General features: G+C 47.0%; 21 protein-coding genes. 15 read left to right on the plus strand and 6 right to left on the minus strand.

Translation table 11 applies throughout. The features are described from left to right. From IQ219_RS00640 to IQ219_RS00655, 4 genes are all read left to right on the plus strand, one after another. Window positions 1–1181 (plus strand): reverse transcriptase-like protein (locus tag IQ219_RS00640; protein WP_228016609.1); only part of this gene is annotated, 1181 nt, incomplete at its 5' end. A gap of 7 nt (window positions 1182–1188) precedes the next feature. Continuing rightward, complete coding sequence (locus IQ219_RS00645) at window positions 1189–1686, plus strand: hypothetical protein (RefSeq protein WP_194071391.1); 498 nt, start codon at window positions 1189–1191, stop codon at window positions 1684–1686. Between the two features lie 90 nt (window positions 1687–1776). Then, entirely contained in the window at window positions 1777–2163 is a 387-nt protein-coding gene (locus IQ219_RS00650; protein WP_194071392.1) for a thylakoid-associated protein, read from the plus strand. Window positions 2164–2166: 3 nt separating this feature from the next. After that, the gene (locus tag IQ219_RS00655; protein WP_228016610.1) at window positions 2167–3081 is read left to right on the plus strand and encodes a tRNA (5-methylaminomethyl-2-thiouridine)(34)-methyltransferase MnmD; all 915 of its coding nucleotides are present in this window, start codon (window positions 2167–2169) and stop codon (window positions 3079–3081) included. A gap of 23 nt (window positions 3082–3104) precedes the next feature. Here IQ219_RS00655 and IQ219_RS00660 read toward each other — a convergent pair whose 3' ends face one another. Continuing rightward, window positions 3105–3497, minus strand: a complete 393-nt coding sequence (locus tag IQ219_RS00660; protein ID WP_194071393.1) for a response regulator — start codon at window positions 3495–3497, stop codon at window positions 3105–3107. Between the two features lie 71 nt (window positions 3498–3568). Here IQ219_RS00660 and IQ219_RS00665 point away from each other — a divergent pair, with 71 nt between their 5' ends. The 3 genes from IQ219_RS00665 (at window position 3569) to IQ219_RS00675 (ending at window position 7497) form a co-directional block, all read left to right on the plus strand. Then, window positions 3569–4012 (plus strand): VOC family protein, encoded by a 444-nt coding sequence (locus IQ219_RS00665; protein ID WP_194019733.1) that lies wholly within the window; start codon window positions 3569–3571, stop codon window positions 4010–4012. Then, window positions 3963–6020: a mechanosensitive ion channel family protein gene (locus IQ219_RS00670; RefSeq protein ID WP_368667539.1), complete on the plus strand. Its 2058-nt coding sequence runs from the start codon at window positions 3963–3965 to the stop codon at window positions 6018–6020. Before IQ219_RS00665 ends, IQ219_RS00670 begins: the two co-directional genes overlap by 50 nt. Window positions 6021–6378: 358 nt before the next feature. Further along, a complete protein-coding gene (locus IQ219_RS00675) occupies window positions 6379–7497 on the plus strand; it encodes a tyrosine-type recombinase/integrase (RefSeq protein WP_194071394.1) in 1119 nt (372 codons plus the stop codon). Here IQ219_RS00675 and IQ219_RS00680 read toward each other — a convergent pair. From IQ219_RS00680 to IQ219_RS00690, 3 genes are all read right to left on the minus strand, one after another. Next, window positions 7472–7681 carry a hypothetical protein gene (locus tag IQ219_RS00680; RefSeq protein ID WP_194071395.1) on the minus strand — a complete coding sequence of 70 codons (210 nt, stop codon included), beginning with the start codon at window positions 7679–7681 and terminating at the stop codon, window positions 7472–7474. The two genes, IQ219_RS00675 and IQ219_RS00680, sit on opposite strands and share 26 nt — an antisense overlap. A 2-nt stretch (window positions 7682–7683) precedes the next feature. Continuing rightward, window positions 7684–10623: a DUF5906 domain-containing protein gene (locus tag IQ219_RS00685; protein WP_194071396.1), complete on the minus strand. Its 2940-nt coding sequence runs from the start codon at window positions 10621–10623 to the stop codon at window positions 7684–7686. Window positions 10624–10733: 110 nt separating this feature from the next. Beyond that, window positions 10734–11075: a hypothetical protein gene (locus IQ219_RS00690; RefSeq protein WP_194071397.1), complete on the minus strand. Its 342-nt coding sequence runs from the start codon at window positions 11073–11075 to the stop codon at window positions 10734–10736. A 229-nt stretch (window positions 11076–11304) separates the two neighbouring features. On the opposite strand from IQ219_RS00690, the gene IQ219_RS00695 reads away from it, so the two are divergent. Genes IQ219_RS00695 through IQ219_RS00705 form a run of 3 tightly spaced genes read left to right on the plus strand, consistent with a single transcriptional unit; the run spans window position 11305 to window position 12143 of the window. Then, complete coding sequence (locus IQ219_RS00695; RefSeq protein WP_194071398.1) at window positions 11305–11562, plus strand: helix-turn-helix transcriptional regulator; 258 nt, start codon at window positions 11305–11307, stop codon at window positions 11560–11562. A 3-nt stretch (window positions 11563–11565) separates the two neighbouring features. Next, window positions 11566–11934, plus strand: coding sequence for a hypothetical protein (locus IQ219_RS00700; RefSeq protein ID WP_194071399.1), 369 nt, complete (start codon window positions 11566–11568; stop codon window positions 11932–11934). A gap of 5 nt (window positions 11935–11939) precedes the next feature. Then, window positions 11940–12143, plus strand: a complete 204-nt coding sequence (locus IQ219_RS00705) for a hypothetical protein (protein ID WP_194017185.1) — start codon at window positions 11940–11942, stop codon at window positions 12141–12143. Window positions 12144–12159: 16 nt separating this feature from the next. Here IQ219_RS00705 and IQ219_RS00710 read toward each other — a convergent pair whose 3' ends face one another. Continuing rightward, window positions 12160–12681: a hypothetical protein gene (locus IQ219_RS00710; RefSeq protein WP_194071400.1), complete on the minus strand. Its 522-nt coding sequence runs from the start codon at window positions 12679–12681 to the stop codon at window positions 12160–12162. Window positions 12682–12796: 115 nt separating this feature from the next. On the opposite strand from IQ219_RS00710, the gene IQ219_RS00715 reads away from it, so the two are divergent. The 5 genes from IQ219_RS00715 to IQ219_RS00735 all read left to right on the plus strand — a co-directional run bounded on the left by IQ219_RS00715 (window position 12797) and on the right by IQ219_RS00735 (window position 20416). Beyond that, complete coding sequence (locus IQ219_RS00715; protein ID WP_194071419.1) at window positions 12797–14611, plus strand: hypothetical protein; 1815 nt, start codon at window positions 12797–12799, stop codon at window positions 14609–14611. After that, window positions 14611–14775, plus strand: coding sequence for a hypothetical protein (locus tag IQ219_RS00720; protein WP_194019739.1), 165 nt, complete (start codon window positions 14611–14613; stop codon window positions 14773–14775). The genes IQ219_RS00715 and IQ219_RS00720 overlap by 1 nt, the downstream gene beginning before the upstream one ends. Window positions 14776–14786: 11 nt before the next feature. Further along, window positions 14787–16889, plus strand: coding sequence for a hypothetical protein (locus IQ219_RS00725; protein ID WP_194071401.1), 2103 nt, complete (start codon window positions 14787–14789; stop codon window positions 16887–16889). A 17-nt stretch (window positions 16890–16906) separates the two neighbouring features. Next, complete coding sequence (locus tag IQ219_RS00730) at window positions 16907–18817, plus strand: hypothetical protein (RefSeq protein WP_194071402.1); 1911 nt, start codon at window positions 16907–16909, stop codon at window positions 18815–18817. A 420-nt stretch (window positions 18818–19237) separates the two neighbouring features. Beyond that, window positions 19238–20416, plus strand: a complete 1179-nt coding sequence (locus IQ219_RS00735; RefSeq protein WP_228016611.1) for a hypothetical protein — start codon at window positions 19238–19240, stop codon at window positions 20414–20416. A gap of 15 nt (window positions 20417–20431) precedes the next feature. On the opposite strand, the gene IQ219_RS00740 is transcribed toward IQ219_RS00735, so the two are convergent. Further along, complete coding sequence (locus tag IQ219_RS00740; protein WP_144428719.1) at window positions 20432–20674, minus strand: hypothetical protein; 243 nt, start codon at window positions 20672–20674, stop codon at window positions 20432–20434. Between the last annotated feature and the right edge of the window lie 14 nt (window positions 20675–20688).

Consider the following 20688-nt stretch of genomic DNA (forward strand, 5'->3'; position numbering starts at 1 on the left):
CCCCACCACCAATGGCTAATTCTCCCCCCCCCAGTAGCGCAGGTAAGTCAGTACCGATTTTGTTCTATGCTGGGGAAGCCCTAGGACAAAAAGGTCAGGGAGCGGCGGTGGCCATTTTGCTCTTGCCCACGGGCAAAAGGACCAGCGTCAAACAGTTACTTGCTTCGGTCACCAGCGCCGAAGCATCCTATCAAGCTTTGTTAATTGGTTTGCAAAAAGCGCGGCAATTGGGCATCCACGAGATTGAAGTCAAGGGCCACAACGAAAAGGTCTTTAACCAGGTGAACGGGTTAGAAGAAATTGACCAAATGCCCCTGCGCCATCTCCATCGGGAAGTGGTAACGGTAATGAAGCAATTTGAGCGGGTGATGGTGGAATGGATTCCCCTCGATCAAAACCGTCCCGCCTACCAGACAGTGCAAAAATGTTTGGCAACGGCGGCAGCAGCTCCCAAAATTAATGGATTGCCCCGACCGATTGCCCCGGAAATTGTCCGATTAGTCAAATTAGGCCATCGGGCCACAGCCAGGGATTTTCAGGCGTTACAGAGTCAACTCGACGAATTTTCCCGGCAATCTCTTGCAGCGTTACGTCGCCGCATCCCCGTGCAGATACAGGATAGGTTGGCTCTGCAATGGAATGGTGATGAGTCCCAATTGGCAGAGATGTACCGCTGGTATTTAAGGGGACTGCCCCCCGACTTCATTGTCCGCAAATTTCAATTAGAAGCCCCAGCCCCCGGCCAGAATCAAAAATTACCCTGGGAAGACCAGTTACTGAGCCAGGTTGCTGTCCAGACCTTTACCGATGCCAGGGATGAACTTGGCCATATTGAGTTTGCGCCCCCTCCACCGCCACCATTTTTTGCCGCCACAGAAGGCAGGAATTTGCCCCCTAGGGAAGGTTTTTCTCCCACGGAGCCTGGTCTTGCTGAACCGGCCATGGCTTCCACTGCCCCCGATCCCTTTGCCACTGACCACGACGATCTTTACCAAGAGCAGCTCAGTCGAGCCAAAGATACATTGCCCACAGTGGACCAAGTCCAACAAATTGTTAGCATGATTATGGACTTGTCCCCAGGGGAAAAAACTAGGCTAGTGAAGGATTTAGCCCAGTTGCCTGAATTAACCAATCAGTTCCTCACGGCGATCGCCGACCGCCTCAAACCTTCTGGAAATTGAAAAACCTATGAGCTTGAAAAAATTTAAGGAAGAATTCCTGCAACAGTCCCAGCAAGCGGAAGGGACCGGGGAAGAGAAAAAGGTGGTGCAGTTGGTGATGACTCCTCTGTTTGAGGAAATTGGCAAAAAGCTGAATGTGGATAAGCTTTATATTTGGACTGGTCGCCACAATGACAATCTAGTCAAACTCACCCTGAGCGATAAAAGGGGGAGTAAAACTGCGACGGCCATATTTTGCTTTGGTGATAAGCAGGATGCCCAAAGACATCCCAATTTTTCCAAGGAAGAATATCAAATTCAGCCCATTGACATTTTTAATTTACTGCTCCACTTTGCCACCCTGCCCGAGCTTGATCTGTTGCTGGTCTACAACCAAAAAGGTCACCTAAATAAGTATTCTCAAATTGAGCGGAGTGGGTTGATCAAAGATTTCCAGAAACTCTGTTGGGAAACTGGCTTGGTGCCCCGTCCAGTGGCGGAAACAGGACATTTTGGTTTAGCTTAGGGTCAAACGTGGTTCATCCACGGGATTCTTGTTCAATTCAACGGCCATTAACAACTCAATCCTGACCTTAATTTATCCAACGTTGTAACAATGACTACCAACAACAGCACTTTGTTAGATACCATCCAGCAAGGTTTTCGGATTACGGTGGGGGCCACCGCTACTTTGGTGGAAACATTGCAGGATCCGCAAAAACGCCAGGGCACTTTCCAAGATTTGCAACAGGAATGGGACCAACGGGCCAGCCAATGGGCCCAAAAGGGTACCACTACGGAGACGGAAGCCCGTCAGTATGTGGATCAACTGCTAGACCAATGGCGGCGTTCCATGCCCGGTCCCCTTGCTAAAACCACTGACACCGCTTCCAATAACATCATTGACTTTGCCACCGCCAAAAAGGAACTTGATCGCCTGACGGAGGAAATTGCCACCCTGAAAGGAGAACTAGCTCAGGATCGTCCTGGCCAGGAGGGCTAATTCTTGACCGAAGGCACTTGCTTTACTCCCCAGTTGACGGCGGATGGATCTTTTACGTTTTATTCGCCCCAATTTGGGGAAGCTTTCCATTCCCAGCGGGGAGCGAAGGCGGAGGCAGAGGAAAAATTCGTTCATCCCTGTCTTTTGCCTCAGTTGGCAGGGGGACGCTCCCACTTAACTATTATTGATGTCTGCTATGGCTTGGGCTACAACACAGCGGCGGCCCTGACAGCCATTTGGCAGGTTAATCCCCATTGCCACGTCACCCTCTACGGCTTGGAAAATGACCGCCAAGTACCCCGTCAGGCGATCGCCAATGGACTCCTCCAGGGTTGGCCGGGGTTAGTGCAGGGAATTTTACAGGATTTGGCCCAGAGTCAACGGGTCACCAGGGAATTTCTGACGGCCCACCTGGCGATCGGGGATGCCCGGCAAACCTTGCTGTCCGTTGTGCCCCGGCAGATCAACGCCGATGCCATTTTCCTCGATCCTTTCTCTCCGCCCAAATGCCCCCAACTCTGGACGGTGGAATTTTTACGCCATCTTGGCGATCGCCTGGCCCCAACGGGCCGTTTAGCTACCTATTGCAGTGCGGCGGCGGTGCGGAGTGGTTTGCAACTGGCGGGACTCCACTTGGTCACCATGGGGGACGGCCAACCGCCCCATCCCCGTCGTCGGCCCCTGGGCACCCTGGCTAGCCCCCAACCTCTGCCCCCTTCAGACTTTGCCCCCTGGGAAATGGAGCATTTACAAACTAAAGCGGCTATCCCCTACCGTGACCCCCTGGGCACAGACCCGGCCGCAGTAATCCTGGCCCGTCGTCGGGCAGAACAGAGTCAGAGCGCACTGGAGCCCACTAGCCGTTGGAAAAAACGTTGGCTCAGTCCCGACCCGGAAACAATGGCCAGTGCCCTTTGATTGCCATACCTGAAAACCGGGGATTAATCTTGATGAATGCCCAGAATTTCCTTCGCTTGGGCCAATAAATCCCTAGGGCGAAAGGGTTTAGTCACATAGCAATCCGCCCCCACCGCCAACCCGGCCTGGCGATCGAATTGTTGCCCTTTGGCAGTGAGCAAAATCACCGTAGTGCCCGCTAGTTCAGGATTTTCCTTAATTCCTTGACAAACCGCCAAACCACTAATTTTAGGTAACATCACATCCAAAATCACCAATTGGGGTTGATGTTCCACTGCCAAAGCCAGGGCTTTTTCCCCATCCATGGCGGTCAATAACTCCACCCCGTAATCTTCTTCTAAAAGCTCAAACACCTCTTCCAGGAGAATTACAATGTGGGGTTCATCGTCAACAATTAGGATTTTCAGTTCAGACATTGGTAAGGTTGTAGTGAATTGAGCGTCGCTGAAAAGTTAATTCCCCCTTAACTCCCCCAGCATAGAGCATCATGCACCATATTTCTATTCGTACTGCTAATATTCATCGGGCGATCGCCTTTTATGAACTATTGGGTTTTACCGTGGGAGAAAGGTTCACCACTGGTTATACCCTAGCCTGCTGGTTGACTGGCCTGGGGGGACGCATTGAATTAATGCAAATTCCCCAACCGAAACCAGCCCCCGATGCCTTCGCCGATGAACATTATGTGGGCTACTACCATATCTCTTTTGATTTAACAGACCAGGTGGAAAGTTTACCGGAATGGTTGACGAGTCTCAGTCAGAAATTCAGCCAGGCCCATCAAACCAATCCAGAACAAGTTGAGCCATTAAAAATTCTTTTGGCTCCCCAGCAACAACAAATCGGTGATCACATTTATGAAGTTACATTCATTGCCGACAGTGATAATCTCCCTTTGGAATTTATTCGTCGTCAGACTTCATCTAAGTAATAACAAAGGTTATATTCGTTGGCATCAAGGACTGAATTTGCTCAAATTAATTACCATTACTCTCCTCGTCTTTTTTTGTACCATAGGTACAGCCCAGGGACAAAATTTTTTCAGCCAATTACCAGATGCAATCAATCAAGTAGAACCCATAGATCTTAATTCTCCCGTCCAAAATAGGCCTTTTAGTTTGGGTTTCGATCCAAATTTGTCCGGTAGCATTGGCAACCTAGACTACACCACTGTTAGGGTGGATGGAGAGCCAATTTTTCTAATTGCTGTACCCACGGGTAACACCGATAAAGAAGGAGGCTCCGCCCTAAGTCCGATTGTTTATCGTCAACAACGAATTGAAAGTAAATTTAAAGAAATTATTCAACGGGGCTTTGATCCAGACACCTTAAGCGTTGCTAGTTCCATTCTCAATGGGGCGATCATTATTCAAATTAGCGATGACAAAAATCTCCGCCCCCAAATTCTCCGCACTATTACCAAAGCCGATGCTGACTTATATGCCCTCACCCCGGAAGACCTAGCTTCGGAAACCGTAGACCAGGTGCGTAATGCTCTACTGCGGGCCCAGCAAGAACGCCAACCGGAAGCTCGAAGAAAACAAACCAGAGTTGCCTTGGTGATTGTCTCCGTTGTGATCACAGTTTCCCTGACAGTACTATTTATTTATCGTTGGTTAGGCCATAGAATTTATCTGATCAAGATGGCCATCAATTGTTTGATTAAAGCCGAGGAGAAAAACCCTGATTTTGACTACAATCACATTGACCCGGCCATTTTCAACGATATTGTCACAATTCCCCGTTACTCCTTCGCTTTTCAAGTCCTAGACCGGATAGCCATTTTTCTTTACTATTTGAGCGCCTATTGTAAGGCCATATTATTTGGCGACATTAATCGGGGAGATAGCAAAAAAAATCCGCCGCTTAATTTTTCCTTAGATAACCAAAAGATTTTTGAAAATATTCTCGAACTTTTTCAAGGCAAAGATTTTTACGATTTTCTTAAAAATCGCCTCAAACAAGTGGTATTCAGCCGGAGATTATTGATTTTTTTCATATTTATTATTTGGATCCGTGGCAGTGCTTTTTTGTTGCAGGTTTTTCCTGATAGTAGAAGGTTGGGTAAACAATTATCCGGCACCCCCATTTCCCTCACTTTAATTTGGTTATCCGCCATAATTTTAATTAGAATATCCGACTTTCTAATTGAATCTTTTTTCCATACCTTGGAAAGTGACTATGCCATTTTACAAACTGCTAAATACACTAGACGTAAAATCAGAATTAACACCATCAGTAGCGCCGTTAGGGGCATTAATTTAGTGGTCTGTATTTTTACAGCTTTAGTTTTTTCCCTCAGTTTATTCGATGTGCCGGTGGCGACGGTGTTAGCAGGGGCCGGGATTATTGGTTTTGCGGTGTCTTTTGGTTCCCAAAATTTAATCAAAGATTTAATTGCTGGCATTTCCAATCTGATGAGCGATGCCTTTGCCATCAACGACTTTGTGCTAATCGGCGAATTTGAAGGGGTGGTGGAAGATACAAATTTATTTGTCACCCGTATCCGTTGTCCGAACGGGGATTTAGTCACCATTCCTAACGGTGCCATCGGTACGGTGTGTAATCAGACTAAGGATTGGTCCAGGGTAGATTATTCCGTTATGGTGGCGGCTGATGCTGACCCCAAAAAGGCGATCGCCGTTTTGCAACAGGTGGCGTTGGGTTTATATCACGATCCATGGTGGCATCCCAAAATGCTCCAGGCACCGGAACTAAAGGGCATTGAAGAAGTTTCTCACCAGGGCATTCGGATTCGTATTTGGCTTAAGACTCTGCCGGGGGAACAGTGGGACGTGGCCAGGGAATTGCGACTAAGGGTAAGGGTAGCTTTTGAATCCCAAGAAATTGCCATTGGGGTGCCCCAACAACAGTGGTTAATGGCAGGGGCTTCTTCCTTCGACGAGAAAGAAAGTGCCATTACGGATGGGGAAAAATAGTCCCGACAATTCAGCCGTACAAAACTCCGGAATAGGTATGGCTCCCTGCATCTGTAGATTGTCAACAGTGCCAAAACCCAAAAAAGTTGAACGCCCAGACTAGTTTGGCGTCAAACTATAGCCTCGTAACAAAAAAGAACTTACGAGCTAAAACCCTTGCTGTATCTAGTGTTTTGATATGCCAGGAGGCGGACTTGAACCGCCGACACGAGGATTTTCAGAACTCGTACAGAAATTATAGAAAAGTAGATATATTAAGGCTTTCAGCGATTATCGTCTGAGAGCTTTTTTCTTTTATGGCAGATTTATGGCAGATTTTAGGACAAGCTGTTCTCAAATTTGCGAGGAATTTTGCCCGATGCCCAAGAAAATTACCCCACAGAATAACAACGGAGCCATCCTGCTTAGATGGTCATTTCAGAAGAAACGTTATGCCCTTACCCCGGTGCCTGGGGGTCGCTGGGAAAATGCGATCGACAGAAAACGAGCTGAAGCAGTGGCTAATCTGATCAGTGCTGATATTGCCATGGGCCAATTTGACCAGACGTTGGCCAAGTATGGCGGGGGACTGAGGGAAACTCAGCGGGAAATTGACCAAGCCCAGGCCAGGTTGGCGGAATTACGACAGCAACGCTCGGAGGCAGATTTAAAGGAGCTGTGGGAAAAGTACCGAGAATTTAAGCGCCCCCAGTTGGCCCCTACCACGCTCAAGATTGACTATGGGCGGCGCATGAATTTCTTGACCAGACTGGAAGATTCCCGGTTATCCCAAGCCATAGCCATTCGGGATTGGATTATCACCAACACCACGACGGAACAGGCTAAGAAGATTCTCCAAAATCTCAATGCTTGCTGTGAGTGGGCGGTGAAGTCTGAGCTAATTGAGGTTAATCCCTTCCAGGGCATGGCGGGGGAAATTCACGTTAAGCATGACGAGGAAGACATTAACCCATTCAATCCCCTAGAAAAGGAGGCCATCATTCAGGGCTTTTACTCCAGTCCCCACTATGGGCATTATGGGCGGTTGGTGGATTTTCTCTTTGCTACTGGTTGCCGGCCCTCGGAGGCGATACCGCTGGAATGGGGAGACTTGCGGGGCAATAAGTTGACCTTTCAACGGACTTACAGCGATGGGGAAATTTCCCACCGGCTCAAGACTCAAAAAAAACGGACGATCATCCTCAATGAAAGGGCGATCGCCGTTGTGGGGGGTTGTATAAGTACTGCTCTTATTTTCCCATCCCCAGATGGTGAATACATAAGTTGGAATCACTTTGCCACTCGGGCCTGGGTTGGCGTTTTAGCGGAATTCCCAGAGATTGAGTACCGGAACCCCAAGCAAACCCGCCATACCTTTATCACTGAGCGGATTTTGGCGGGGGATTCCCCGGCGGATGTTAGCCGTTATGTGGGCAACTCACCGGGGACAATCTACAAAAATTATCTGGGAGCTAGTCGGAGTTATTCACCGGATTAAGATTGGCGATCACATTGATCAGGTCTAAGGCAAAAGCGGCGGCAATACAACCATCGACGATCGCCAATCTCTCTAAATCAGAAACCATTTGACTTGTGCCATTGATCCGATCTTCCATTTCCATCCCCTTGAAAGAATTAAGGGGAAGTTTTGCTATCTCTTCAATTTGCTGATTAATGTCCATGACTAATTCCAACCCTCCATGTAATTGATTAAATCAAGCTGTTCTGACTCTTCAAGCTCCATAAATCCTGCCTTGCCATACCTTTCATGGCAAATACGCTTCATTTCTACCGTATCCCACTTTAAGCGAGCCATTTCGGCTTTTATCGCCCGTCCAATCACCTTTTGAACGTCGGTTAATTCCACTTTTTTCCCGTTGGAAATTTCTGGAGGGGTATAAACCCCCTCAAACTGCTTCACTTGCTTCACACATCCGCCTGGCAAGGGTTTCAGACCGTCAACTGCTTCACTAATTGCTTCACTAACTGCTTCACTAATTTTTTGCCCTCCTCTTTCTTCTTCTTCTTCTTTTTTCTCTGGTGAAGAGGAAGTGAAGGAAAGTGAAGCAGTTAGTGAAGCTGTAACCCCCTCAGAGTAAGGGTGTGAAGCAAGTGAAGCAGTTTTATCTAGTTTGAGCCCAGCAAGATAAAAGCTACCGATTTTATTTCGATCAACCGTCTCCCGTTGCTTGGTGATTTTCGGGAATAATTGGCTGAAAGCATCGAAAATTTGGTTTGCTCCCTTGATTGGACGATCAAAACGCTTTAATTGCTCGTGCCAGATTAATTTAGGTCGTCCTTTCTCAGTCTCAGGCTGAATTACTTCTAACGTTCCATTGGCTTCATACCATTCCCGCAGGATTAACCACAGATCAGATATGTAAATTTTTTCGCCCTGGGCTTCGACGATTCCGACTTCCTCTACAAATTCCCAGAGGTGATTCGATTTTTTGCGAATTTCGTGGAAGTAATGATCCAGCCCTTCGTAGGGAATGCCATCTTTGGCGATCGCCGGAATTTCGGCAAGAACACGATTCAGAAAAGCAGGGGAAACATTTTCTTCCACCCACTGCGGATCGTATTTGAAGCGGGGGTCAGCTTTCATTTCCCGGTCGTCGTCGGGGTTGGGATTGCGCTTAAAGGATTTTTGGAAGCGAATCACACAAAACCGTGAGGTCATGGCATTCAAGGAACCATCCATGCGGGGGGCTTCGTTGACGTTGAAGAAAAAGACTGCATTGGGGCGGATGGTGCGTTCATCCCTGCCTTTGGGGTTGATTTTGACCTGTTCCCCAGAAATTAGCCGGAAGAGGGATTTTAGTTTTTCGACTTTGTATTGGTCGCTGTTTTCCGATGCCCAGCTCACCAATGCCCCGTCCAGGTCTGCAAGGCCACCGATTTGGCCTTGCTCAAATTGGTAGAAATTGTTCAGGGCGGTATCCACCATGAATTGGCCAAAAATTTGTTCCACCACTAACCGCAGGGAGTCCTTACCGTTTTCCCCCACCCCTTCTAGGAATAAAGCCCGGGGGCGGCCGGTGAAGCGGCGGAAATTTTCCAGGTCAAACGCCAGAGCCACGGATCGCAGGAAAATGGTCTGCTCTGCCGGCGAGATACAACTCAGAAGGCGATCGCAGTTTTCGGGGTTGGCATTGGGGTCATATTTGACGGGGGAGCAATAGGTATAGAAAACTTTGGGGCTGTGGGGTTCTATTACCGCTTTGGGGGTTGCCCCGTCCCATTGAATAATTAGCCGACCGTTGGCCAGGTTTATCCCCGGTGGATTAATTAGGTCATCTTTGACCCGTTTCCGTTTCAGCGTCCACTCGTAAGCGCCATTGATCGAAGTGGGGGATAGGTGGGCGGCCACCCATTTCCCATTTTTTCCTTTAACCGGGTTTTGGTAGGCCCATTCAATTAACAGAGCTTCAGCTTCAGCACGGCTAAATTTTTCGTAGTATTGCCCGTTGTAGCGGTAAAGGGACAGCTTCGATTCATCCCCAAAGCTGATATATTCAGCATCCGAAAAGCAGTCAAGGTAAGCTTTTTCTTTCCAAGAAACAGCCGGATCTTTGTAGGATTCCCCTTTGCCCTCCTGGCCCGGTATGCCTTCCCAGTCGTCATATACTCTGGGTTCCTGCAATGGGATGGTGGTGGTAACTTCAACTTTTTTGGCCCCTGGTTTGGCCTCCGATTTCATTGAATCTTTCCACCATTGGGGATAATCCCAACCAACCATGGCCCTGGCATGGTGAACCAGAGTGCCAATGCCAAAATCGCCGTTACTACTGGGAATAATTTGGTGCCAGTTCCGCTCCGGAGAATGGGCGGTCATCATCATGATCGCTTCCGGCTCACTGAAAATATTTTTCAGGGCCACGGCAATTTCCCTATATTCCCCATAGGTTCCACTGCCGTTAACCGTTGGCGGTAAACATTCCAGAATTTCCAGGGCTAGTTGCTTGTCCCTTTCCAAATCATCTAAGGGGCTATCCCCGGCGATCGCCAATGGTTGTTTCTTTGGTTGCGCCGGTGGCAACTTGACCATGGGGGGAGCTTGCACCGCCAAAGCTTGCTCGATTTCGGCTTGGGTAAATTTTCTGTCGGTGGGGTTGATCAGCTCGCACTTAACCGGCTCTTCCCCCGGTTTGATATGCCAACCGCCAGCGACCCTGAGCACCCTGCTAGGGTTCTTCAAGGTTCTGTCAGCGTCAAGAAAATTTAGTAAATTAGCCTGAAGAATTTTCCAATCTTCCACCGGGATTGGCTCCTTCAGAACCCAATAACAATGGATAGATTTTCTGGTTCTAACCTGAAAGGTAGGCTCTAAGAATCCTTTTTCTTGCCACAATTCCTCTTGCTCTTCTAATGGGCGATCATCCCACTCAGCAAAGAAGGCTCTACAGGTGGAAATTTCCTTGTCTGTTTGCCCCTGTCCATTTACTACAAAGTACAGCCCCTTATTGGCATTTTGTTCCTGTAAAATGCTGGGTAAAGTTCTTTGCTTTTTAACGGCGGAACCCTTACCACTCTTGGGGGGAAACTCTCTGTAAAATACAGTTTCGCCGTCTTTATAACCTAATGCTTTGAGTTGCAAATAATGTTGTGTCGTATCGATTTGCATGGTATAATTATCGCTAAGTAAAGTGTACGGTAAAAGATTGCAAAACCAGCAGTGCAAAACGGTGGTTTATGGGGAAGGGAAGGCGTAAAAGCCCTCCCTTTTTTTGTGTCTTATTCTTCTTCAGGAACTAAATGAGCGTTGTGGGCCGCATCAGCCAGATAGGTATCAATCAAAAGGGCTGATTTAATTAGCGGAAAACTTGGGATGCCATTGGGAATAAACTCCCCAGCGTGGTAACTGGCATACTGGGCTGTTTGGTGGATTGACCAGGCCTGTACAAGGCGATCACCTTCGCTTGCCTCAATCTGGAAATCGTCACCATCTAAACAACTGACCCAATGCAAGTTCCTGTTTTGCTGGTAGATGGTGATCTGGGCAATGGCATCTAGGTTCAGAATCTTGACCACGCCGTCGGGCAACTGACAGCGGAAAAGTGAGTAATGGAGGTTCATAGGGAAAAAGGGGCCAGTGCCCCATTGCAGTAGGAGATAACGGAGCGGTTCCCACAGATTCCCAGCGAAAAATATAATGTAATTATCCGCTTAGAAATAAGTGGGCTTTTTGTGTAGCCATGGGACAGAGAGTTAAGCCTGGAAAACTTTGTGCTCTCTGCCTTCTGGCTTTTCTCCCAAGTCTGTACAACCCAGGAGTTTTAGGCGTTTTGCGCCTAAAGAAATTAAAATGGAATATAGTAAGCAAGTCAAGCCCAAATATTCAAAAGTGCTGAGAGAATTTAGGCAAAAGAACAATTACACCCAAACCACGGTGGCAAAAGCCCTTGGCGTTAGACAAAAAACCATCAGCGATTGGGAGAATGGCAAGTCCTCAGCCCGTGACTTTCTGGCTGGGGTACGGTTTGCCATGCTTGCCCTAAAAGAAGGCATGGAATTAGAAGACTTGATTATGTCCTACCCTGACCAGACCACGGAGCATGAGTAAGCTATGGCGACCATTGAGACAGACCTAAAAGAGATCCTTGGGGAGTTCAAGCAGGAATTTGCCAAGATTGACCAACGCTTTGAGCGTATTGACCAGCGCTTTGAGCGTATGGAAGCTTCCCTGACAGAAATCAAGGTTTCTCAGGCTGAGATAAAGGGGGAGATCCGCTCCCTAGATGAAAAGCTATCAGGGCAAATCAAATCTGTTGATGAAAAGCTATCGGGGCAAATCAAAACCCTTGATGAGAAAACCTCAGGCATCGGCAAACGTGTAGAGAATCAAGAATTCCTTAACCGTGGCGTTGTGACCGCTTTGATTGTGGCTTTGATAGCTGGGGCCGCTAAATTCTTTGGCATCTTCCCTAACCCTTAAAAATTATGGCCACTATTGAGACAGACCTAAAAGAGATCCTTGCCAATCTGACCGAGCTGAGGGCTTCTCAAGCCAGGATACTGGTTAAGCTAGACTCTTTAGATTCCCGAGTGTCTCAGCTTGAAGACAGTAAGAATAAGCAAATCTGGGTTTTGATTCTGACAATTATGGGAGCAACCATAGCGGCAGTTTTTAAATTTGGCTTCTAATCGAATAGTTCTAAAGCTATTTACCCTCAGTTGCCGCTGGGGGTTTTTCTTTGGCCCGGTTGCTCCACCGTTGGAGCTTCAGGATTATGGCAACCGTCCAAAACCAAATAATCCCTAATCCCCCCGAAACATAGGGATTTTCAGAAATTTCTTCCACAGGAACATCAAAAAAGGAATAGTCAGTTATTAGAGCGACAAATCCCATTACCATCAACATGGCAAAGGTGACCAGAATTATTCCCATTGCCCCAGCTAAGCAGATCCAAAACGCCTCCCACCAACTGGGCCCAGTGGGAATCCAAGCCGGAAGCCATGAAGCCCGCTTTCCAAAAAAGAAATGGTGAATTGAAGCCACCATAATTGGAGGAAGTCCCAACACCAAAAAAGCCATTAGCCCTAAAAATAACCAATCTTGATGGGTGAAAAAGTAGGTGAAGACAGAAAATACTGCTCCCACCCGTAAGAATACTGTCCATGCCGCAAGTAGAAGGGTTACCCAAAGGGCTTTTAGTAAGTCTTTCCAGCCGGGAATAAACATAATTTTCGGGAGTGGTAATTCCTAATCATAGAAATTTCCCCACAAACTTAAAAGCCCCCACTGGTAGTGTGATACGGCAACCAATTACACTTGATTTAGTGTTTAGGTTTCCCCCATGGTTGCAATTCCCACCGCCCAGGCCCTAGCTGATGCAAATATTGATTCCCTAGAAAGGTTAATCGTGGCCCTGGGACTACACTTTTCCCAATTGTTGGGTAATCTTCCCAGCACTTCAGCGGTTAGTGAAGCGATCGCCGTTACTCTCCAACAGCGGCGATTATTCAACCAGGAAACCCAGGAGCAAGAAGAAAAAAGCACCATTAATTTTTCCTGTCGCTTCAATTTGGAAGGGGATTATGGAGACGATGGCGGGGAGCTGCTCTCTAATGTTTTGCCGTTTTTGACCGGATCGGCTCCCACTTTCCCCACTACTCCCCCCAGCCTGGAACTGGAACCGGCCCTGTCAGCCTTGACCATCCCAGAAGCGTTCACCACGGCAGAACAGTTATTAACCTGGGCATTGCTCACCCTATCCGCTTCTCTCCATCCCGACAGCCGGGACTATATTCAAATTGACCCCCGCTATGGGGACGGACAATTACGGATCAATTGTCAGCTACCAGCCGATCGCCAAGCATTAGGGTTATCGGGATTCCAATTGGTTGCCGGAGTGCAACGGGTGGCCGGTCAATATGTGGCATTAAATTCTGGGGCAGTGGCGGCGATCGCCCAGGATGCTTTTTTTATTGCCCAGGCGGAAGGTTATCTGGGTACCAGGGCAGAATGGCTGGAAAGTTTGAAGGGAGAACCGGGGCCAGCCGGGCCACCGGGGGCAGATTCCACCGTTCCGGGGCCACCAGGGCCGCAAGGGGAACCAGGGCCAGCCGGGCCACCGGGGGCAGATTCTACCGTTCCCGGGCCACCAGGGCCGCAAGGGGAACCAGGGCCAGCCGGGCCACCGGGGGCAGATTCTACCGTTCCCGGGCCAGCCGGTTCAGTGTCGGCGGCCGGGGCTTTAATCCTTGATTTGGTGTCAGAACCAGCTACCCCAGACCCAGACAAGCTCATAATCTGGGCTTCTGCTCTGGATGGGCTGATCTACAAAAAAGATGAGAACGGCATCGTAGAGGCGATCGGTGTTGGCGGCGGCGGATCTGGCGGTGGTCGTGAATTGCTGACCGCAAATCGAACTTATTACGTAAGAACTGATGGAAATGATAGCAATAATGGTCTTACCAATACCGCTGGCAGTGCTTTTCGCACTATCCAAAAGGCGATCAACATAGCAGCAAGTTTGGATGATGGTCTTAATGAAGTATTGGTACAAGTCGGAAATGGCACATACAACGAGTCATTGATATTAAAAGATTCGTTAGGTAACGGAAAGATTATTTTACAAGGGGATACAACAACCCCATCCAATGTATTAATAACTAGTTCTACGGATGACTGTATTTTTAGTGAGTCTCAAAAATATACTATCAAAGGATTTAAGCTCACCAACACATCAGCGACCGATAAAGCTGGTATTAGATCTCGTTATGGGGTAGTCAAAATCGCAAATATAGACTTTGGTAATCATGGCGCTTTTAATCGCCACTTGTGGAGTGACGGAGGGAAAATATTAATTGAAGGTAATTACTCAATAACAGGAGGGGCTTACGCACACTTTAGTCCTCAAGGAGCAACCGCAGAAATAATGTCAATTGGTAATACAATCACTTTGATTGGTGCGCCAGCAATTTCTTCATTTGCTCTAGCTAACACAACTGGTACATTAATTCTTTACCTAAATACTTTTACTGGTTCAGCGACGGGGCAAAAGTACAATGTGTCAACTAACGCTGTAATTAATACCTTTGGGCAATCGACAGGCTATTTACCGGGGAGTAGCGCAGGAACAGAAGCAACTGGAGGGCGCTACGCATAATGCAATTCCTCGACCCAGACCAAACCTATGACATACTCTTTGCCCAAAAAATAAGTGGGCAAGTATTGGGACTATTGGGTGCCCTAGAAAGCCATGGCATTTTCGGGGATTCCATCTGTTTTATTGACCGCATTGTGCCAAATTCCCTTAATCCATTCCCCTAACTTGTTCACAAATGACTATTGAATTTGACCCTATAAATTTTGAAGTTAAGCCAGCGTTATTTGTCTTAGATAATTGGCAAACTCACGATTTGCTGAGTATGCATCATACAAATTTTTATAGTCCTAGATTCATAGTTAACGGCTGGAACGTAATAGACCGCTATGTTCCCCATGATTTGCCGTGGTGTAATGGCTGGGCAGAAAAGGCTTATGCTTTTGCCGAAGAAATATCAGTAGAACGCCATGTAAACTTTGGCAATGTTAGTGCCCCCGCTGGGGTACTACTCCATACTGCTTTTGGTGAAAACCTTGAAGCACTAACCGTGGCACCGCCAATTGTATCTAACCCTCAACCTTTCCCCTTAGAAGAACCAGAAGAAATAGAACTAATCATTGAACCAAACAAAACGCTATACCTTACTTGGTTGACTATAAGTAAAGAAACAAGTATTCCCGTTGATGCTCCCAACGATAAATTACCTGGAAAAACAGGTGTTAACTCACAAGCATCATTAAGGATTTTTGAAAGAAGGTCTTTTAGTGTTAGCAATCCTACTGACGAAGAAAAAGAATATATCTTTACAGTGCCGATAGATATGGCTAACTTTTCCTTGGTGATAACCAATGGAAAATTGAAGGAAGAAGAATCTAATGATTTTCTTTATTCTGCTATGTCTTCCAGGCTAGCGGCTTGGGTAGAAAGCTTTGATATTAATTTAACTACAATTGTGGGAGCTAGGTTTGGAATGTTAGTGCCCATACCTAGACAAGGTGCTGATGGTCGTTTGTTAGAAGTAAAATTTGCACAGCGTAACAGTGCTTTTCATTATGCAGGATTGTTATTTGCAAACAATAATCCTTGGGGGCAAGTATTGGAATTAGAAGATTTAGGCTTTCCACCACTGCTAAAACCTGAATATGGGTCGATTGCTGAAAAACCAATGCCTAAACAGGTAGACGTAAACAGGAATAAACCTATTGCCTATACAACAGCGAACATTGCAAACCCTATACCACTTCCAAAATATCCTGATGCCAGTTATCCCCCCAGCAAAAGCTTGGCTTTACACCCAGGGACAGGATACGCATTATTTTTAGGCCCCATGGATTTGCATTCAATTACTTATACGCCTTTAGATTCTTATGATTCTCAACAAGACACTGTTAGTTTTGATGAAATAGTAGAATTTTTAGAAAGTGAATTAGAAAGTGAATCTTCTTATTTAGAGGAAATAATGATGACAGATTCCCCAAGAATTAAAGAAATTCATGCGGCATTGGAGGCCGATCGCTATGGAGTCCACCCCAGCGACCCAGAGAAAAAACGATTTAACAACTTGGGGAGATACCTGGAAACTCTGGCCTATGCCACTGGCATCGCTTTCAATGAAGACGGCAAAAACATTCCCCAGCCAGAATCTAACTGGGTTGATGCGGATTACATTGCCACAATTAACGCCAATCAAAGTCTAAGGAACGGGCAATTCGCCGTCCGTGAAGTCAACGACGCTTACGGGCAAAGAATGGTCTGTGATGCTTTGTTTGAAGTTCGGGCCCGGCAAGTTACCACCACCACCGATGAACAAGGTAATTTGCAAGTTGCCAGCACTTCCCCCGGGGGCGCAATGCGGGTTCCTCATATCGGAGGCATTTTTGACACCATTCAGGATGATTTGACCAAGTATTGGGGCGGTGGAGACCTTATGGTTCCCAAGATTGATGGAACTGGGATCGTGTATTACGACAGCATAGGGGAATGTTTGGCAGATTGCCTCTATATGTTGGGTTCCCACTCCAAAAGCATTAACGAGCTACAAAATCAGAGCATAAAATCTGTTTTCTTGTTGCAGGAAATTCTTAGAGCTTTGGGGTTGCCCTGCCACGTTGCCGCAGTTAAGGGAGTCTCCCCTTCTGCTCTTGGGGAAGAGGGGGGAGTGATGCCGTGCCCTGAATTAGACGAAAAATCCCCCACTTTAGCGAGTCTGATCGGGCTAGTTTTAATCAATTTAAGCAGAGTAGTGGGGGCCTCAATTGCTTTTCGAGAAGATAATTCTGCACCATCACCGGAGCCAGGGGCAGAACCTGATCCAGACGTTGGCGGCGCAAGTGCTTAAATTTACAGGTAAAAAACATGGGACTTAATCCTTTTCTTTGGGGCTGGAAACTTGGCAATTCAATTGCTGATTTTTTCACTCCGCAATTAATCACCGCCGACGAAGAGAGGCGGGCCATTGAAGATGCGGAACGGCAAAAAACCAATCAATACCGTCCCCCTAAAGCTTATGTACCAGTGGGAGACACAGAATACCAAGTTCCCTTGCCACCGGCTCCAGTAGCACCCTCCCCAGGGAAGAATTTTTATCCCCCGCCCACCATACGAACAACAGCAACCGTTCAGGAAGCCTATATTCAACCGCAGGCAGGATTTCCAAATTGGTGGCAGTGGCTTCCTGGGCCATGGCTTTACAATCAACTGCGAAAAAAACCAGAAGTACACCAACCAACGGCAGTTAAAGGACTTTTTCAGTTTGGGCGGCTGATGGTAGATAACCATTCTGAAGCTCCCTTGGAAATGCCTGAATGGGATTACATGGTGGAAGCAGGCGAATCTCAAGTGGCCCTTCAGGCTTCTTCTGATGCTTTTGCATGGTGGATAGCAAAAAATGGCGGAGCACCAAATCCAGGGCCTCAAGTTGGGGATTTTTATGATCAAGGCGCATTGCTGTGGGCAGTGGATCTGCGGGCTTATAACCAGGGTGTGGCGTTAATGTACGGCATCCAGGCCCCTGCTGATGCTTTTGCCAATATGTGGATTAGAAGCCGCAATGCTCTTTCTATGATTCCCAGAGGGACAACCTATCAGGCTCTAAATATTAGCCCCATATCTGCTGTTAATCAGCGCAATTATTACGAATGGCAAGCCGAAGTAGATTCCGGAGTGGGCGGGGCTGGATTGGCAACAAGCATTTCTCGGCTAATGCAAGACTTAGAAAATTCACCTCGGATTGTCTTGGAAAATAGTGGCGGAGGAATTAAGCAAATTCAAAGGGCACTGGCAACCGATCAATTTCCTTTCCAGGTTCCGATTAGCTTGCTATTGGAGCCGGAAGATATTAAGGGCAAAAGCGATGAGGCAATATATCAAAAAATCGAATCCATTCCTCAATTGCTGTTGTGGTTGACAAAAGTCCTGGATGAGTTGATCGGCAAATTTCCCATCACCATGGAGATTGCCGAAAATGACTTGCTAGACATGGATGACGAATTTAAAAAGTGGGAAAGTAGTCCCCCTCCTGGCGTTTCCGATTTGCCCTTCTATCTCCGAAATGACAAAATGGTTAGTTATCGGAGAAGTAACGGATTAATTGTTAAAACCGTTAAGGTTCCAAATTTAGCTGAGGCGATCGCCGAAATATTAGGGATTAATCTAGCAGAGAAAACCACTAACGATTTAGCGGTGGAAATGCTCACTCGTACAATGACCGAAATAGGCAGTACAAAAGCGGTGGCAGTCAACGCTAATGCTTGGATTGAAGCGGTGGCAGATTATCTGGGCTTTGAATCTAAGGATGTGACACAAAACGTTGAGTACACCTACAATCCTTTGTTGCAAACAAAGGAAAGTCAGCCTATTAGTTGGCAACAGCTTCTTAAACCAACGGAAGTGCCCACGGCTATGCCTCAATTTAGCGACAAGTTAACTTTTGAAGCCAAATTTGAGCTAATCAAAGAAATTCATGCCATTGTGAAAGCCGCTTTAACTGAAGGCATTGGAAAAAGCGATGGGCAGCTGCTTTCTCGCTTAAAAGATTTTGCCAAAGAAATGGGCATCACTCCCAAAGATCCAGACAAAAATAACGACGGCAATTCAGATCAGCCCAAGGAAAAAGACGATTTTGACCGCTTCTTAGAAGATGTGGAATGGGGATTTATTGGCCAGGGAGCCTGGGCCGCAGAGGGACAAACGAAACCCTATGGGCGAGAATTGGGACAACGCCCACGAATTAAACGATTGGGTTCCCAAACTACAGATTCAGCTTAATTACTTAATTAAATGAGTAGCCTTAACCTGTCCTTAAGCAACTTAAATTCTGGCAAAATTCGCACCCTGGCCACCAGAACCCTAGATGGTATTCGGGCGATCGGCGGCGCAAAAACTCAAAATGAAGACGAAGACGGAAACGTGCTAGTCAGAATTTTCAACAAAGTTAACAAGCTTGGGGCAGGAGTTTCTGGCTTTCTCCTTAATGCCATTGGCGGCGGGCTTCGATGGACATTCACCAGCATTATGACCCAGGTTCAAATGGGGGTGCGATACCTCTGGAACTTTAACTGGAATGCCACTGATGCAGAGTTGGATCAACAGTATGCAACTTACATGACCATGTTAGCGGGAACCCTTGGGGGAACTATTGGGAATGCAGTGGGGTGGGCAGTTTGCGGGGCGGGGCCTGGGTTGATCATGATGAAATTTAATAAGCTCCTGGCGTTGCGAGTGCTGAAAGAGGTGGGAGAAGAGGCCCTTAGTGAACTTGTAAATAACTTGCGGATGCTGGTTCAACAGTCGGCCCAACTAGTTTTTCGCCAAACCCTAATCGTTTCCTACAAAAATGGGCGGAGATTATTAAAAGAAATTCTGTTAGACCCTGATGGAAGAGGAAAAGTATTCCGAGATGCATTAGGAATTAACGCCAGCAGAGTTAAGGAGTGGGGCGAGAAAGGAACTAAGCCCTGGACTTTTGCCCTTGCTTTAGATAATTGGATTGAATCAATCAAAAACCCAGCTATCGAAAATTTTACCGAGGAATTAATTGAAGAATTTTTTGATAGTTGCTCGGAAGCTTTCTATGTAATAGCTAACACTGCTGACCAATACATGCTGGAACAGAAGCTTAGCCAAACCACATTGTTAGGCGATCAAGAATTTGTAGAGATTACACCCAATCGAGACTATGAAGAAGAAAAAATAATTATTGCCGGGCCAGCAGAATTGATTAAGCCCACCATTGTCCAGACCTTGGCCCAGCACCAATTACTAGAGGAACGTGATCTGGGGATGTGGGTAGGGGAACCTGTGAGACAGAATATAACCGGATCTCCCTTGCCGATTATGCTCCGAGTAATTTTGAGCGATCGCGAAGGGGTTTTAAGTGGAGCTAAACGAGTCCAAATCACTATTCCAGATGTGAGACGGGAGAAGCTGGGCTGGAATGAAATTAAATCAGCAGTAGGAGGAATAAATGGTTATATGTGGGGAGAATGGAAAACAAGTGCTCGTTTAGATGGGGGCCGAGAAATAAGCGTTTATACGGCATCAGAGGACGAGGGGCTAGACATGGTAGCCAAACTAGCCGTATTTAGTAACCAAGAAATTATAGGAATTACTTCAGTTAGAGAGCGTAGGGAAGGCGCAAGGAAAAGACTAGATGCTTTGCGAAAAAAACCAACAAGAATTTACCCCTACGGGTTTACCATCCTGAACCAGCAAAAAGTAATCAATGAAGAAGCAGGGACAGCAACTCTGTCAGGGGTTTACCAGCGGCGCAAAACTTCCCTTATTCCTCTGTGGACAGACGCTCAACCAGCCGGATATTCAGAGTTAGTTGCAGAATTGTTTAGGTCGCCGGGGGCAGACGGATAAGCTCGCAAAATTCAATTATTCTCCCTTTTTTAAATCAAGGGGGAACCAGGGGTTAGCTAACAGCCAGAATCTCTCCCTTTCAATTTCGGTGCGTACCTTTTGCTCTGACCAACCAAATTCCCGGGCCACGTTCCTAATTAGGTCTTTGCGCGGTTCATAGACGTATATCTTTCCATAACGCCATTTTTTGCGGCGCATACAAAGGCGAGTCTTGCGGGAACTGCGGGCGTAGATTGGTACAAGGCTAGATAATGTCATGGGGCAGAACCATC

The sequence above is a fragment of the Synechocystis sp. LEGE 06083 genome (assembly GCF_015207725.1).
Lineage (GTDB): Bacteria > Cyanobacteriota > Cyanobacteriia > Cyanobacteriales > Microcystaceae > Synechocystis > Synechocystis salina.